Source organism: Lysobacter sp. Root916, assembly GCF_001429785.1.
Lineage (GTDB): Bacteria > Pseudomonadota > Gammaproteobacteria > Xanthomonadales > Xanthomonadaceae > Lysobacter.
Genome location: NZ_LMJF01000001.1, coordinates 1,322,605 through 1,337,538, shown reverse-complemented (window position 1 = coordinate 1,337,538; position 14,934 = coordinate 1,322,605). Strand labels below are relative to the sequence as shown.

General features: G+C 67.9%; 12 protein-coding genes and 1 other RNA gene. 9 read left to right on the top strand and 4 right to left on the bottom strand.

Annotated elements, in window-relative coordinates:
- Positions 1-97: 97 nt before the first annotated feature.
- On the top strand, positions 98-4,510 hold the full coding sequence (locus ASE35_RS06050) for a DEAD/DEAH box helicase (protein WP_057163230.1): 4,413 nt from the start codon (positions 98-100) through the stop codon (positions 4,508-4,510).
- Positions 4,511-4,638: 128 nt separating this feature from the next.
- Here ASE35_RS06050 and ASE35_RS06045 read toward each other — a convergent pair whose 3' ends face one another.
- Complete coding sequence (locus tag ASE35_RS06045; RefSeq protein WP_057163229.1) at positions 4,639-5,688, bottom strand: nitronate monooxygenase; 1,050 nt, start codon at positions 5,686-5,688, stop codon at positions 4,639-4,641.
- Positions 5,689-5,772: 84 nt separating this feature from the next.
- On the bottom strand, positions 5,773-6,246 hold the full coding sequence (locus ASE35_RS06040; RefSeq protein WP_057163228.1) for a hypothetical protein: 474 nt from the start codon (positions 6,244-6,246) through the stop codon (positions 5,773-5,775).
- A 283-nt stretch (positions 6,247-6,529) separates the two neighbouring features.
- Between ASE35_RS06040 and ssrA the strand changes: the two genes are divergently transcribed.
- Positions 6,530-6,883, top strand: a transfer-messenger RNA (tmRNA) gene (gene ssrA, locus ASE35_RS20635).
- Positions 6,884-6,989: 106 nt separating this feature from the next.
- Here ssrA and ASE35_RS06035 read toward each other — a convergent pair.
- On the bottom strand, positions 6,990-9,080 hold the full coding sequence (locus ASE35_RS06035) for a catalase (RefSeq protein ID WP_057163227.1): 2,091 nt from the start codon (positions 9,078-9,080) through the stop codon (positions 6,990-6,992).
- A 306-nt stretch (positions 9,081-9,386) separates the two neighbouring features.
- Here ASE35_RS06035 and ASE35_RS06030 point away from each other — a divergent pair, with 306 nt between their 5' ends.
- Both ASE35_RS06030 and ASE35_RS06025 read left to right on the top strand, forming a co-directional pair.
- Entirely contained in the window at positions 9,387-9,872 is a 486-nt protein-coding gene (locus tag ASE35_RS06030; protein ID WP_057163226.1) for a pyridoxamine 5'-phosphate oxidase family protein, read from the top strand.
- A gap of 134 nt (positions 9,873-10,006) precedes the next feature.
- Positions 10,007-10,915 (top strand): NAD(P)/FAD-dependent oxidoreductase, encoded by a 909-nt coding sequence (locus ASE35_RS06025; protein ID WP_057163225.1) that lies wholly within the window; start codon positions 10,007-10,009, stop codon positions 10,913-10,915.
- Positions 10,916-10,978: 63 nt separating this feature from the next.
- On the opposite strand, the gene ASE35_RS06020 is transcribed toward ASE35_RS06025, so the two are convergent.
- Complete coding sequence (locus tag ASE35_RS06020; protein WP_157499646.1) at positions 10,979-11,347, bottom strand: hypothetical protein; 369 nt, start codon at positions 11,345-11,347, stop codon at positions 10,979-10,981.
- Positions 11,348-11,562: 215 nt separating this feature from the next.
- On the opposite strand from ASE35_RS06020, the gene ASE35_RS06015 reads away from it, so the two are divergent.
- The 5 genes from ASE35_RS06015 to ASE35_RS05995 all read left to right on the top strand — a co-directional run bounded on the left by ASE35_RS06015 (position 11,563) and on the right by ASE35_RS05995 (position 14,904).
- Complete coding sequence (locus ASE35_RS06015; protein WP_057159435.1) at positions 11,563-12,180, top strand: ferritin-like domain-containing protein; 618 nt, start codon at positions 11,563-11,565, stop codon at positions 12,178-12,180.
- Positions 12,181-12,330: 150 nt separating this feature from the next.
- Entirely contained in the window at positions 12,331-13,473 is a 1,143-nt protein-coding gene (locus ASE35_RS06010) for an ATP-binding protein (protein WP_057163223.1), read from the top strand.
- A 3-nt stretch (positions 13,474-13,476) separates the two neighbouring features.
- Positions 13,477-13,839 carry a response regulator gene (locus ASE35_RS06005; protein WP_057163222.1) on the top strand — a complete coding sequence of 121 codons (363 nt, stop codon included), beginning with the start codon at positions 13,477-13,479 and terminating at the stop codon, positions 13,837-13,839.
- An 89-nt stretch (positions 13,840-13,928) separates the two neighbouring features.
- The gene (locus tag ASE35_RS06000) at positions 13,929-14,246 is read left to right on the top strand and encodes a hypothetical protein (RefSeq protein ID WP_057163221.1); all 318 of its coding nucleotides are present in this window, start codon (positions 13,929-13,931) and stop codon (positions 14,244-14,246) included.
- 196 nt (positions 14,247-14,442) lie between these two features.
- Entirely contained in the window at positions 14,443-14,904 is a 462-nt protein-coding gene (locus tag ASE35_RS05995) for a hypothetical protein (protein ID WP_057159432.1), read from the top strand.
- The last annotated feature ends 30 nt before the right edge of the window (positions 14,905-14,934 follow it).

Below are 14,934 nucleotides of genomic sequence, written 5' to 3'. Positions count from 1 at the left end.
CGTCGCGGCAGCGCTACCATTCCCTAAGCGCCCGACCGCCCCCATACCGGGTGCGGCCCCCACCGGAACTTCGCCGCAGCGATCGCGCCCGCGCGCCATGCCACTGTCCGCCTTCCATCCCGCCGTCGCCGCCTGGTTCGCGGCGACCTTCCCGGCGCCGACCCAGGCCCAGGTCCTGGCGTGGCCGTCGATCCGTGCCGGGCGGCATACCCTGGTGGCGGCGCCGACCGGCTCGGGCAAGACCCTGACCGCCTTCCTGGCCGCGATCGACGCCCTGGTCCGCCAGGCCGAGGCGCAGGGCGGCCTGCCCGACGAGACCACGGTGGTCTACGTCTCCCCGCTGAAAGCGCTGTCCAACGACATCCATCTGAACCTCGACGCGCCGCTGGCCGGCATCCGCGAACAGCTCGCACGCATGGGCCGTGCCGATCCCGGCATCCGCAGCGCGGTGCGCACCGGCGACACCACCGCCAGCGAGCGCACGCGCATGCGCAAGCAACCGCCGCATCTGCTGGTGACCACGCCCGAATCGCTGTACGTGCTGATGGGCTCGGAATCCGGACGCGCGATGCTCTCGACCGTGCGCACGGTGATCGTCGACGAAATCCACGCCGTCGCCGCGAGCAAGCGCGGCAGCCATCTGGCGCTGACGCTGGAGCGCCTGCAAGCGCTGTGCGAACACCCGATCGCGCGCATCGGCCTGTCGGCGACGCAGAAGCCGATCGAGGAGGTCGCGCGCTTCCTGGTCGGCAAAGCGGCGGTCGATGCCGACGGCCGCCCGGACTGCGAGATCGTCGATATCGGCTACGCAAAGCAGCGCGATCTGGCCCTGGAACTGCCGCCGTCGCCGCTGAGCGCGGTGATGTCGCACGAACAATGGGACCAGGTCTATCTGCGCCTGGCCGAGCTGGTCGCCGAGCATCGCACCACCCTGGTATTCGTCAACACCCGGCGCATGGCCGAACGCGCCGCGCGCCATCTCGGCGAACGCCTGGGCAAGGACGCGGTGGCCGCCCACCACGGCAGCCTGTCGCGCGAGTTGCGCCTGGACGCCGAGCAACGCCTCAAGCGCGGCGAGCTGCGCGTGTTGGTCGCGACCGCATCGCTGGAGCTGGGCATCGACATCGGCGATGTCGACCTGGTCTGCCAGCTCGGCTCGCCGCGCGCGATCGCGGCCTTCCTGCAGCGCGTCGGCCGCGCCGGCCACCACGTCGGCGGCGTACCCAAGGGGCGCTTGTTCCCGCAGTCGCGCGACGATCTGGTCGAGTGCGCGGCGCTGCTGGACTGCGTGCGCCGCGGCGAGCTGGACGCGCTGGAAATCCCGGTCGCGCCGCTGGACGTGCTCGCGCAGCAGATCGTCGCCGAAGTCGCTTCGCGCGAATGGGACGAGGACGCGCTGTACGCGCGCCTGACCCAGGCCTGGCCGTACGCGGGCCTGGCGCGCCCGGACTTCGACGCGGTGGTGCGCATGCTCGCCGAGGGCTTCACCACCCGTCGCGGCGCGCGCGCCGGCTACGTCCACCGCGATGCCGTGCACCGGCGTCTGCGCGCGCGTCGCGGCGGCGCCCTGACCGCGGTCACTTCCGGCGGCACCATCCCCGACACCGGCGATTACGCCGTGGTGCTGGAGCCGCAGGCGACCACGATCGGCAACGTCAATGAAGACTTCGCGATCGAAAGCCTGGCCGGCGACGTGTTCCAGCTCGGCAACGCCAGCTACCGCATCCTGCGCGTCGAGCCGGGGCGGGTGCGGGTGGAGGATGCACAGGGTGCGCCGCCGAACATTCCGTTCTGGCTGGGCGAAGCGCCGGGCCGCACCGACGAACTTTCGCTGGGCGTATCGCGCCTGCGCGGCCTGGTCGACGCCCAACTGGCCGCGTTCGGCGAGCCCGATCCGGCGACCCTGGCGCAGGTGCACGCGCAGGTCGCGGCCGCGATCGCGCGCGAACTCGGCCTGGGCGAGGACGCCGCCGCCCAGCTGGTCGACTATCTGGCGCGCACGCGCTACGCCCTGGGCGCGGTGCCGACCCAGGACACCGTGGTGCTGGAGCGCTTCTTCGACGAATCCGGCGGCACCCAGCTGGTGATCCACACGCCGTACGGCAGCCGCGTCAACCGCGCCTGGGGCCTGGCCCTGCGCAAACGTTTCTGCCGCAAGTTCAATTTCGAGCTGCAGGCGGCCGCGACCGAGGATGCGATCGTGCTGTCGCTGTCGACCAGCCACAGCTTTCCTTTGATCGAAGTCGCGCGCTATCTGCACAGCGCCAGCGCGCTGGACGTATTGATCCAGGCCTTGCTCGACGCGCCCTTGTTCGGCGTGCGCTGGCGTTGGAACGCGACCACCTCGCTGGCCCTGCCGCGCTACGTGGGCGGGCGCAAGGTCGCGCCGCAGCTGCAGCGCATGAAGAGCGAGGACCTGCTGGCCACGGTGTTCCCCGACCAGGTCGCCTGCGCCGAGAACCTGGTCGGCGAACGCGAGGTGCCGGACCATCCCCTGGTCGCGCAGACCCTGCACGACTGTCTGTACGAAGCCATGGACGCGCGGGGCTGGCTGCGCTTGCTGGGCCGGTTGGAGCGTGGCGAAGTGCAGGTGATCGCGCGCGACGTGACCGGCCCGTCGCCGATCGCGGCCGAGGCCATCAATGCGCGGCCCTATGCCTTCCTCGACGATGCGCCGCTGGAAGAGCGCCGCACCCAGGCGGTGATGAGCCGCCGCTACGCCGATCCGGACAGCGCCGACGATCTGGGGCGCCTGGATCCGGAGGCGATCTCCGCCGTGCGCGCCGAGGCCTGGCCGGAGGTACGCAACGCCGACGAGATGCACGAGGCGCTGATCGGACTGGCTTACGTCGAGTCTGAGGAGGCGCGCACGCACGGCTGGCTGGATGCCTTGCGCATTCTGGCCGAGGCCGGGCGCGCGACCCGGCTGCGGCCTGCCGTCGAACTCGGCGACGAGGCGGCGCTGTGGATCGCCACCGAAACCCTGCCGCAGGCGCGCGCGCTGTTTCCGGACGCGAGCTGGGCGCCTGAAGTCGTGGTCCCGCCCGAGTACGCCGCCACCGCCTGGGATGCCGACGGCGTGCTGGCCGAATGGCTGCGCTCGCGCCTGACCGGCTTGGGCCCAGCGACCGTGGCTGTCCTTGCGGGCTCGCTGCGGCAACCGGCGCTGGCGGTGGAGATCGCGCTGGCGCGCCTGGAGGGCGAGGGCTATGTGATGCGCGGCCGCTATACCCGCGAGAGCAGCGAAGGCGGCGCCGAGGAATGGTGCGAGCGCCACCTGCTCGCGCGCATCCACCGTTACACCGTGGGCCGCCTGCGGCGCGAGGTCGAACCGGTCTCGCCGCGCGATTTCGTGCGTTTCCTATTCGACTGGCAACGCGTGTCCGCGGCTACCCGCATGAGCGGCCGCGACGCGGTCGAAGCGGTGTTGAGCCAGTTGCAGGGCTACGAAGCGCCGGCGGCGGTGTGGGAGAGCGAGCTGTTGAACGCGCGCATCGCCGACTACAGCCCCGCCTGGCTGGACGACCTGTGCGGCGCCGGTCGCGTGACCTGGGCGCGCCTGCGCCCGACCCGCGTCGAGGCGGGCAGTGCGACCGCACCCTCGGTGCGACAGACGCCGATCGTGCTGCTGCCGCGGCGCGACCTGGCGGTGTGGTCCACGCTGACCGCCGGCCGCAGCGACGACGCGCCGCTGTCCTCGCGCGCGACCCGTGTGGTCGATTGCCTGCGCGTGCGCGGCGCGTCCTTCTTCGACGAACTCGAACGCGGCGCGCACCTGCTCAAGACCGAGTTGGAAGAGGCCCTGGGCGAACTGGTCGCGCGTGGGCGCGTGACCTGCGACAGCTACGCCGGCTTGCGCGCACTGCTGGTGCCGCCGTCCAAGCGCGACGGCGCGCGCGGCGGACGCAGCCGGCGCACGCCGCTGTTCGGCATCCAGGACGCCGGGCGCTGGTCGCTCACCCCGCGCCCGGCCGAGGACGCGCCCGTACCCGCGATCGATGCCGAGACCGTCGAGCACGCCGCGCGCAGCCTGCTCGATCGCTACGGCGTGGTGTTCTGGCGTTTGATCGAGCGCGAAGCCCACTGGCTGCCGCCCTGGCGCGAGCTGCTGCGCGTGTACCGGCGCTGGGAAGCGCGCGGCGAGATCCGCGGCGGGCGCTTCGTCAGCGGCATGTCCGGCGAGCAGTTCGCGCTGCCCGACGCGATCGGCGCGCTGCGCAAGTTGCGCCAGCGCCCCGACAGCGGCGAACTGGTCTGCGTCTCGGCGATGGACCCGCTCAACCTGGCCGGCACCGTGCTCGCCGGCGAACGCGTCGCGCGCCTGCCGGGCGCGCGCGTGCTGTTCCGCGACGGCGTGCCGATCGCCTGCCTCAGCGCGGGCAAGGTCGAGCTGATCGAAACCGACCTGGCGCCGGCCGACGCCGAACGCGCGCGCCAGGCGCTGGTGCGCCGGCGCGGTACAGCCGTGGAACCCGAAGCCGACCTCTACGCGCGCCTGGCGCCGGTATAGGCGCCAGCGTTCGCGGCGCGCGGTACACGCTGCCACGCAAGAACAGCATGCCGGTCTTCCCCCTTTGAAAAAGGGGGATTGAGGGGGATTTGCTTTTAGCGTCCCCAGCGCCCCCCCGCGCCCCCGTTTCAGTACCGCCCCTCAAACCCCTTCGCCAACTCCCGCGTCAATTCGCCCGCCGGCACCTCGCGACACCCACTGGGATTCTGTCCCGACCACAACGGCGAAAAATCGCCGCTGCCCAGCGCCTCGGCGCGCGCGCGGACAGGCGCCAACGCGCCACCCGCGAGCGGAAACGGCGGCGCCAGCTCGCTGATCGGTCCGCGCTCGCGCATGTAGCGATTGACGATGCCGCGCGCGGGACGTCCGCTGAACAGATTGGTGAGCGCGGTGTGCTCGGCACCCGCGCCCTTCAAGGCGGCGCGATGCACGGCGCTGGTGCTGGCTTCCGGGCAAAGCAGGTAGGCCGTGCCGATCTGTACGCCGGCCGCACCCAGGCGCATCGCCGCCGCCACGCCCTGCGCATCGGCGATGCCGCCGGCGGCGATCACCGGTATCCGCAGCGCGCGCACCAGCTGCGGCAACAGCGCGAACGTGCCCGACTGCCGGCTCAGATCGGCATCCAGAAAATGCCCGCGATGCCCGCCGGCCTCCAGGCCCTGCGCGATCACCGCGTCCACGCCTTGCGCCTGCAGCCAGCGTCCTTCCTCCAGCGTGGTCGCCGAGGACAGCACCTTCGCGCCCCAGACGCGCACCTGCGCGAGTAGCGCGGGCGAGGGCAGGCCGAAGTGGAAACTGACCACGCGCGGCCGGAACTGCGCCAGCAGCTCCGCCGCTTCCGCATCGAAGGGGCGCCGGCCCGCGCCGGGGCCCGCCGTGGCGGGGTCGATCCCGAACTCGCGGTAGTAAGGCGCCAGCGATTCGCGCCAGGCCGCTTCGACGCCGGCATCGGGCGCAGGCGAGGTGTGGCAGAAGAAGTTGACGTTGTAGGGGCGGTCGGTCTGTGCCGCGATCGCCGCGAGCTCCTCGCTCAGGCTTTGCGCGCTCAACATGGCCGCCGGCAACGAGCCCAGGCCGCCGGCCTCGCAGACCGCGACGGCCAGGGCGCTGCCCTGCGAGCCGGCCATGGGGGCCTGGATCAGCGGGAACTCAAGGTCCGAGAACAGGGCAGGGGGCATGGGACTGATCGCTGGCTGCGGCCCGATCGCGGGCACCCCGATTCTAGACGTCGCTGCCTGTGCCGCGCTCGATCGCGCGTCGATTCACCCCGTCGGGTCGCGCGGCTCGGCGGGCGCCTGCGTTTCGGTGTGCTTGTCGATCAGGGCCAGCGCGGCTTCCAGTTCCGCCAGGGTGCGCGCTTGTACTTCGGTGTCCTTGAATTTGATGCGGATGGATTTTCCGGCCGAAGCCTTCATCCATTCGATCAGCAACTCCCGAGCGAACTTGAGAAAGGCGATCGCGCCGCCGGAGGCCGAGAACGCGATGGCCAGCGTTTCGTAGACGTGGTTGCCCATTCCGCCGTCGTAGTGCTTTCGGCTGTCCTGGTGCCGGACCTCGCGACGGTCCACATTGGCGGCATGCTCCGTAGCCAAACCCTGCAGGCGCCCGGCGATTTCCCGACTGCGCGTCTGCTGCGGGAGCGGTGGCTCGTGGGAGACGGTTTCGCTGCCGCTACTGCGGTCGAATCCGTGGCGCTGATAGCGGCTGTCCGAGAGTTCGATGATCAGATCGTCCATGCTGCCTGCCGCGCTCCTGTGTATTGACGGTTCGTGCCCGTGTTCGCTCGCCGCGCGAGCAGGCCGCTCCCCAGGACGGCGTCCTGGCCTTCCTGGCGCCGTCCCTGGATGAAATCTAACCTGGATAAGGACGGCGCGCTCCAGCGACGCGGCCGGTCGGGCGGTCGCAGGCCGCGCCGGCAAGCCCGACCTCGCCCCGCCAGCGGCATGAACGGCGCCCATCGCCGCGCTTGTGAATGCGCCCGCCGCCCCTATACTGACCGGGTCAGCGTTAGCTGTCCCCGGGGGTGCACTGGCTTCGACGGGGGTTGCGAAATCGCCTGGTGCATGCCGAGGGGGTAGCTTTCCTCGTAAATCCAGCTGCAAACTTTTAGTTGCCAACGACGACAACTACGCTCTCGCCGCTTAAGGCGTAAGCCCCGAAACTGCTTGTGTCCGTGCTCGCAGCGTAGGGTCATCATCACGGAATCGCTGGGGTCGGTTGCCTGTCAAACCCCGGTTAACCCAAAACAGGCTGGTTCCCGGATGCGCTTTGCGCGCCGTGCTGTTCGGGGGCGAGATCTAACGGAGCGCTAAGCATGTAGTGCCGGGGATGGAGTGCCTTCGGACGGCGGTTCGATTCCGCCCACCTCCACCAATACCGCCGTCGCAAGACGGAACAAGAAAGGTCGGATCGCCAGCAGGCTTCCGGCCTTTTTTGTGTTTGAAGCCGGCGTCCGGCGCAAGCGTTCCTGATCCGCGAATCACGCCAGCGTACGCAGCTTGGCCTCGCGCGCCCACTGGCGCTTCATGGCCTGAGCGATGAACGAGCGCGTATCGCCCGCGTCGACCACGCCCGCGTCGCGCTCCGCGCCGCCTGCATTCAATAGCGCTTGCGCGCCGGCATCGGCCGCGATCGCCTTGAGGTGGCCGTAAGCGTCGCGCACGAAGTCGACCGCGGCGGCTTCCTTGGCCAGGCGCTTGCCGGCCTTGTCGCTCAACACCAGGGCGACCGCGTCGAATACCGGCGATGGCGTGCCGGCCAACTGGCCGTCGGCGGCTAGGGTCTTGCCGTCGCTCAGCTTGGCGCCGCCGATGCGCGGCGCGACGATCTTGACGCGCGCGCCGGCGGCTTCGACCGCCTTGCACAATGCGCGCACCGTGGCGGCATCGGAGCCGTCGTCGATCAACACGCCGACGCAGCGCCCCTGCAGGGTCGGTTTCATCTTGCCGATGATCTGCAGCGGCGGCGACGCGGGCAGGTCCTGGACCGCGACCGCGGCCGGCGGCGCCGGGGGCAGCGCAGCCAGGCCCAGGCCGTCGGCGACACGGCGCGCCAGCGCGGCGTCGATATGGCGCAAGTGGCCCACGACGGCTTCGCGTACGTGCGCGGTGCCGACCTTGGACAGCTCGAACACCAGCGCCGAAGCCATATGCGCCTGCTCGTAGTCGGTCTGGCTGCGGTAGAACTGGCGCGCCTGGCTATAGTGGTCGGCGAAGCTTTCCGGACGCACGCGGCCCTTGACGCCGTCGTCGCTGGGCACGCCGGCGCTGCGGAAACCGGCTGGCGTCTCGCGCGGCGATTGCGGATCCAGAGAACTGGGTTCGTAGTTCACCCGGCCGCGCGGCACCCGCATCTGCATATGGCCGTCGCGCTGCAGATTCGCAAAGGGACACTTGGGCGCATTGATCGGCAACTGGTGGAAGTTCGGCGAGCCCAGCCGCGACAGCTGCGTATCCAAATAGGAGAACAAACGTCCCTGCAGCAGCGGGTCGTTGGAGAAGTCGATGCCCGGCACCACATGCGAGGGGCAGAAGGCCACCTGCTCGGTCTCGGCGAAGAAGTTGTCCGGCCAGCGATCCAGGACCATGCGGCCGATCACCGTCAGCGGCACCAGTTCCTCGGGGATCAGCTTGGTCGCGTCGAGATGGTCGAACGGAAAGACATCCGCCTGTTCCTGGGTGAACAGCTGCACCGCGAGTTCCCATTCGGGGAAGTCGCCGTTCTGTATCGCCTCGAACAGGTCGCGACGATGGAAGTCCGGATCGGCGCCGGCCAGCTTGCAGGCTTCGTCCCACAGCGTCGATTGCAGGCCCAGCTTGGGCCGCCAATGGAACTTGACGAAGGTCGAGGCGCCCTTGGCGTTGACGAGGCGGAAGCTGTGCACGCCGAAACCTTCGATCATGCGCAACGAGCGCGGGATGGTGCGGTCCGACATCGCCCACATGATCATGTGCATGGCTTCGGGCGTAAGCGATATGAAATCCCAGAACGTGTCGTGGGCGCTTCCGGCCTGCGGAAAACCACGGTCGGGCTCCATCTTCACCGAATGCACCACATCCGGGAACTTCATCGCATCCTGGATGAAGAACACCGGAATGTTGTTGCCCACCAGGTCCCAATTGCCTTGCTGGGTGTAGAACTTGACCGCGAAGCCGCGCACATCGCGTGGGGTATCGATCGAACCGGCACCGCCGGCCACGGTGGAGAAGCGGCAGAACAGCGGCGTGCGTTCGCCCACCTTGGTCAGAATATCCGCCGTGGTGTAGCGGCTGAGCGATTTGCTCAGCTCGAAGTAACCGTGCGCGCCCGAGCCGCGCGCATGCACGATGCGCTCGGGAATGCGTTCATGATCGAAGTGGGTGATCTTCTCTCGCAGAATGAAGTCTTCGAGCAGGCCCGGACCGCGCTCGGTCGCACGCAGCGAGTTCTGGTTGTCCGATATGGGCAGGCCCTGATTGGTCGTCAGTGACGGATGCTTGTCGCCAGCGCTCTGGTGCAGTTCGTCGCCCACTCCACGACTGTCGCGCGTGGTTCCGCCGGTACGGGTCTTAGCGGCTTTCTTGGTGGCCATGGCGCAACTCCTGAGCGGATGAGCGGGCGGCGATCGCTGCCGATGGTTCGATCATGCGGCGCTTGCGGTGAACATCGCGTCGTGCGAGCGAGTGTGCGCATTCATATGCTCGCGCTGCAGCCCGCATCCGGTTTTCGCACAGGTGCTCGATCACCTGAACGGTTCATGCTTCGCCGCGTGCCGACAGTCGCGTGTTCTATTGCGAAAAGACGCTCGCATTAAAAGGGGTTGCATCACGCGCCGCCGACGTATCCGGAATTAGCTTGGCCTCGCCACGCGAAGCTGGCGCCTGAATACGAGTTGGATATGAGCGACACGGTAGATCTGAAAGAAAAGCTGTGGAAAGCCTTGTCTTCCGATCGCACGGTAATGCTGGGTCTGGATGGCGTGGAATCCGGTCATACCCGCCCTATGACCGCGATCGCCGAAGACCACCATGGCCCGATCTGGTTCTTCACCTCGACCGATAATGCGCTGGTGCAGAAATTGAATTCCAGCCATGCCGCCATCGCGGCGTTCTCCTCCAAGGGCCACGATCTGTTCGCCAGCATCAGCGGCAGCTTGCGCCGCGACCAGGATCGAGCCGTGATCGAGCGCCTGTGGAATCCCTTCATCGCGGCCTGGTTCGAGGGCGGCAAGGACGATCCGAAGCTGGCCCTGCTGCGCTTCGATGCCACCGAGGCGGAGGTGTGGCTCAACGAGAACAGCTTGCTCGCCGGGGTGAAGATGCTGCTGGGCATCGATCCCAAGAAGGACTACGAGGACAAGGTCGGTGAGGTGCGTCTGAGTTAGCCATGCTTCGGCAGCGCAGTGTCGAGGCATGCGCCGACCATTGCCCGCCACGTCCGAGCACTGCTGTCGGCGTAGGATCCGGTGCTTGTGGCCGTCGTCATCGGAACATGGCCTGACGCCTGGAGGACCGCCTCATGGACATCATCGACGTCGTAGTGGTGGGCGGCGGTCCGGCGGGCCTGACGGCCGCCACCTACCTGCGTCGTTTTCATCGCAGTTGCGTGGTGTTGGACGGCGGCGACAGTCGGGCCAGGCGCATTCCGGAGAGCCACAATTGTCCGGGCTTCCCCGACGGCGTGTCCGGCCCCGATCTGTTGCGGCGCATGCGCACGCAGGCGCTGGAGGCGGGCGTGCGCATCGAGCCGGTCGTGGTGGATGCGCTGCTGCGGGAGGGCGAGGGCTTTCGCGCCGTCGCCGGCGGGCGCAGTTGGCGCGCCCGCGCGGTGGTGCTGGCCACGGGCGTGCGCGACGTGCTGCCTGACGTGGACTGGGCGGAGCAGGCGATCTCCTGCGGCGCGATTCGACTGTGCGCGATCTGCGACGCGTTCGAAGCCACCGATCTGCGCATCGGCGTGTACGGCCCACGCGAGGCCGTCGCCTCCCATGCGCGCTTTCTGCGGGGCTACACGTCACGCCTGGTGCTGATGCCGATCGATCGGGCGTTCGACGATCGGTTTCCGCCGCCTTATCGGGAGGAGACGGTGCTGGTGCTTCCTCCCGGCGGCGAGCTTATGTTCGACGGAACGTGCTGCCGCTATCGGGCGAGCGACGGATCCGAGACGGTGTTGGACACCGTCTATCCCTTCCTCGGTACCCAGGAGGCGCATCCGTTGGTGGCGTCCGCCGGCGCCTGGCCCGACGAGCCGGGCGAGACCGTGGTCGATGCGAATCAGATGACGCGCGTCGCCGGCCTGTACGCCATAGGCGACATGGTCAGCGGCCTCAACCAGATCTCGGTGGCGGTGGGGCAGGCCGCGATCGCGGCCACCCACTTGCACCAGCAACTGCCGATCGTGCCGCGAACCGCAGAACAGGGCGGGTGAACCAGGACCCTCGCGTAAGCCTATGCCGGTGCTCGCAACGGCGTCCGACCGCCGCCGCGGAGCTCAGCGCCTGGCGAGCCGGGCCCTGTTGGCGGTCACGGTGCGTGCGACCGGTTTGAGTCCGGCGGCCAGAATGCGGTCGCCGGCTAGCGTAAGTCCGGACCAGCGTTGCCACGGACTCGACCACGGCGACCAGAACGACCACGCGCCCGTCGATAGCGGCGCCAGCCAGAGGGCATTGAACATGCCCCACCAGCCTTCCATCGTGGCCGCGCCCTTCTCGGCGATCATCCGGTTCCACTCGCGCAGGTCGCGGCCGGACAGCGGCTGCGTCGCCAGCGAAAGATCCATGAGGCGTTGCGCCGCCACGAAGGGCGATGCCTGGGCGATGGCGGACAGTTGTCGGGACGTGCGGTTGTGCGGGGGCGACATCGCGTGGGCCTTGTTCGCAAGCGGATGCTTATAGGCGAGCGAGTGTGTCACGCGTATGTGCAATCGCAGTGACGAGCGATGACGCGATGGCAGGCCGCGCATTCCAGGTCTGAACCGTTCACGAAACCAGCTTCGCAATTCACGGTGCGCGCATCGCGCCGCTCCTATGGTCGGGCCTGGGTCTGCGTCGTCCGACGCTCTTTAAGGAGACCCCGATGGCCAAGACAGCACAAGATTCCGTCCAAGTCGAAGAACTGCTGTATCAGGCACTCGAGACCGAACTGGGCGGAATTCAGATTTATGGGGCGGCCATTCGGTGCGCGGTGAACGAAGATCTGCGCGCGGAGTGGGGCGAGTACCTGCAACAGACGCGCACGCACCGCAAAGTGCTGATGCAGGTGTTCGAGTCCCTGGGCTTGGACCCGGATGCCGTGACGCCCGGTCGCGAGGTGGTCGCGCATATCGGCAGTTCCCTGGTCAGGGCCATGGAAATGGCGCTGGCCGCTGGCGATGCGACCGCGGCCGAGCGGGTCGCGTGCGAATGCGTGGTGCTGGCCGAAACCAAGGACCATCTGAACTGGGAACTCATCGGCCACGTCGCCAAGCACGGCAAGGGACCCGAAGTGGAGATCCTGCAGGCCGCCTTCGACGCCGTCGAGCAGGATGAGGATCACCACCTTTATCACACGCAGGGTTGGACCCGCGAGCTGTGGATTCAGTCGCTGGGCTTCCCGGCGGTGCTGCCGCCGCCAGAGGAGATCAAGCAAGTCGAGACGGCGATCGGCGCCGCGCGCGCCGAACAGGCGCGCGACCAGATGTTGAAAAAGAACTGATAGCCAGTGTCGCCGAGCCGGACTTTCGGTTCGGTGTCTTTGCCATGCCTTGTCGGCCGGCATCGGTGTCGGTCGGCTTTGCCCGGCGTAACGGGCCGTTAACCGGTGCGAGGTTAGCGTCGCCTGCTGCGCACCGACCGAGTAGGGGTTATGCACGACAAACGTACCCCGGCGATACGCGCATTCGAAGCCGAACAGCAGTTCCAACTGCTGGTTCAGAGCGTGGTCGATTACGCGATCTACATGCTCGATCCCGACGGCTACATCTGCAACTGGAACGAAGGCGGGCGCCGGATCAAGGGCTACGACGATGCCGAGATCATCGGTCAGCACTTCTCACGCTTCTACGAGTTGGTCGATCGCGACGCGGGCGAGCCCGAGTACGGCCTTCGTATGGCGCGCGAGAACGGTCGCTACGAGAAGGAAGGCTGGCGCTTGCGCAAGGACGGCTCGCGCTTCTGGGCCAGCGTGGTGATCGACCCGATCCGGGTGGGCGGCCAACTGATCGGTTACGCCAAGGTCGCCCGCGATATCACCGAACGCCATGAGTCCGCGCTGAGACTGGCTGAGGCGCAGCAAGCGCTGTTGCAGGCCAAGAAGATCGAGGCGATCGGCAAGCTCACCCTGGGCTTGTCCCACGATTTCAACAACCTGCTGGGGGTGATCGTCAACAGCCTGGACCTGATCAGCGCCCATCGCGACGATGAGAAGCGCGTGACCCGCTTGGTCGAGGGCGCATTGCGCGCCGCCGACCGCGGCATGCTGCTCACCCGCCAATTGCTGAGCTTCGCCCGCGGCCAGGCCTTGGCGCCTGAGGTGCGCGACGTCAACGAGTTGGTGCTGGGCATGAAGGACGTGCTGATGCGCTCCTGCGGCTTGGGCGTCGATATCGAACTGTCCTTGGCGCAGGACCTGCCGCCGATCCGGGTCGATCCGACCCAGCTGGAAGCCGCGCTGCTCAACCTGGTGATCAACAGCCGCGACTCGTTCGCCGAGGGCGGCACCATCACCGTCGCCACCGGTCTTGCCGATCGCCGCCCGCCGGAGATCGAATCGACGGCCCGCGACTTCGTCTGTGTGTGCGTGGTCGACGATGGCTCCGGCATGAGCGATGAGGTGGTGCAGCAGGCGGTGCAGCCGTTCTTCACCACCAAGGAAGTAGGGCGCGGCAGCGGCCTGGGGCTGAGCCAGGCGCATGGCTTCGCGGCGCAGTCGGGCGGTTATCTGCATATCACCAGCGAACCGGGGCAGGGTACGCGCGTGACCTTGTATTTCCCGGCCTTGGAGGACTGAGCCGTGTCCTCGTCCTGCATCCTGATAGTGGAAGACGACGATCTGTTGCGCGAGGTCGTGGTCGAGGCCTTACAGGAAACGCACTACACCGTATTGTCGGCGTGCAACGGCCCGCAGGCCCTGGCCATGATCGACGCCCATGCGGAGATCGATGTGATCTTCAGCGACGTCAGCATGCCGGAGGGCGTGTCGGGCATCGACCTGGCCCATACCTTGCGCGCTCTCAAGCCGAACCTGCGTTTCATCCTCGCCTCGGGCTACGCCAAATCGCAATTGCCGCCGATGCCGGAAGGCGTGCTGTTCTTGCCCAAGCCGTACCGGGTGATGCAGTTGCTCGCGCTGCTGGATGCGCAAGAGGCCGGTTGAGCGCCATGCGCCCGACTCGAGACGCACGGGCCGACCGCGGCCGCCAGTAACGCGCGGATACAGGCGGCGATTGCTACGATGTACACACGATGTGCAAGCACACTCCCAAATCCATCGCCAAGCGTCTGGACGAGCTGGCCGAGCGGATGCCGCAATTGGTCGCCGATCACCCGGATGAGGGCGATTTTTGGGCGGCGTACGTCCGTGTTTCCAGCCCCATCGTTCAAGACGCGGGCGTGGTCAGCGAGCAGGCGCTGCTACACGCGCAAAGACGGCTGGAGGAGCTGCTGGCCGAGCACGAAAAGATCGGATCGCTCGCGCCGCCGCCGGCCGTGGGAAGCGAGGTCGTGCCCGATTCGGATTGGTTGAGCCGAATCAGAAAGAGAAAGAAGAAGCGAATCTTCTAGCCGAGCCGAGCGCGCGGCCGCCAATTGCGCCGCCCGCGCATGTCCGCGCCATCCGCCTTGTGCTTAGCCGCCTTCGTTCGCCGGTCGAGTCTTAACCCTTCATATAACCGCGCGCGCAATTCACGCCCTCGTACCCGCGCGAGCCTACTGTGGATTACCGACGCCGATGGGCGTCGGCCCCACAGGAGTAAGCAAGATGAGCGATGTCAAAAAAGACCACAGCGTCGGCGCGGGCACGGGTGCGGTAGCGGGCGCCATCGCAGGTGCCGCGGTCGGTTCCGCCGCCGGTCCCATCGGCAGCGCGGTCGGCGCGGTCGTCGGCGGCGTGGTAGGCGCCAAGGCTGGCGATTCGATCGCCGAAGCGGTCAATCCCACCGAATACACCGCCCACTTCCAGAGCGAGTACCAAAAGTCGCCGTCCTATGTGGCGGGCCGCGAATGGAGCGATTACCAGCCGGCCTATCAGTACGGCTACGACACCTACGGCGAGTACCGCGGGCAAACCTACGATGCGGTCGAAAGCGACCTGCAGCGCAAATGGGACGAAACCCGTCACGCCTCGCGTCTGCCCTGGGACGAGGCCAGGCATGCGGTGCGCGATGGCTGGCATTACATCGAGCGCGCGATGCCGGGCGACGCCGACAAAGACGGCCGCTAAGCGCGCGGCAGCGGAAGCTCAGTGGAGTTG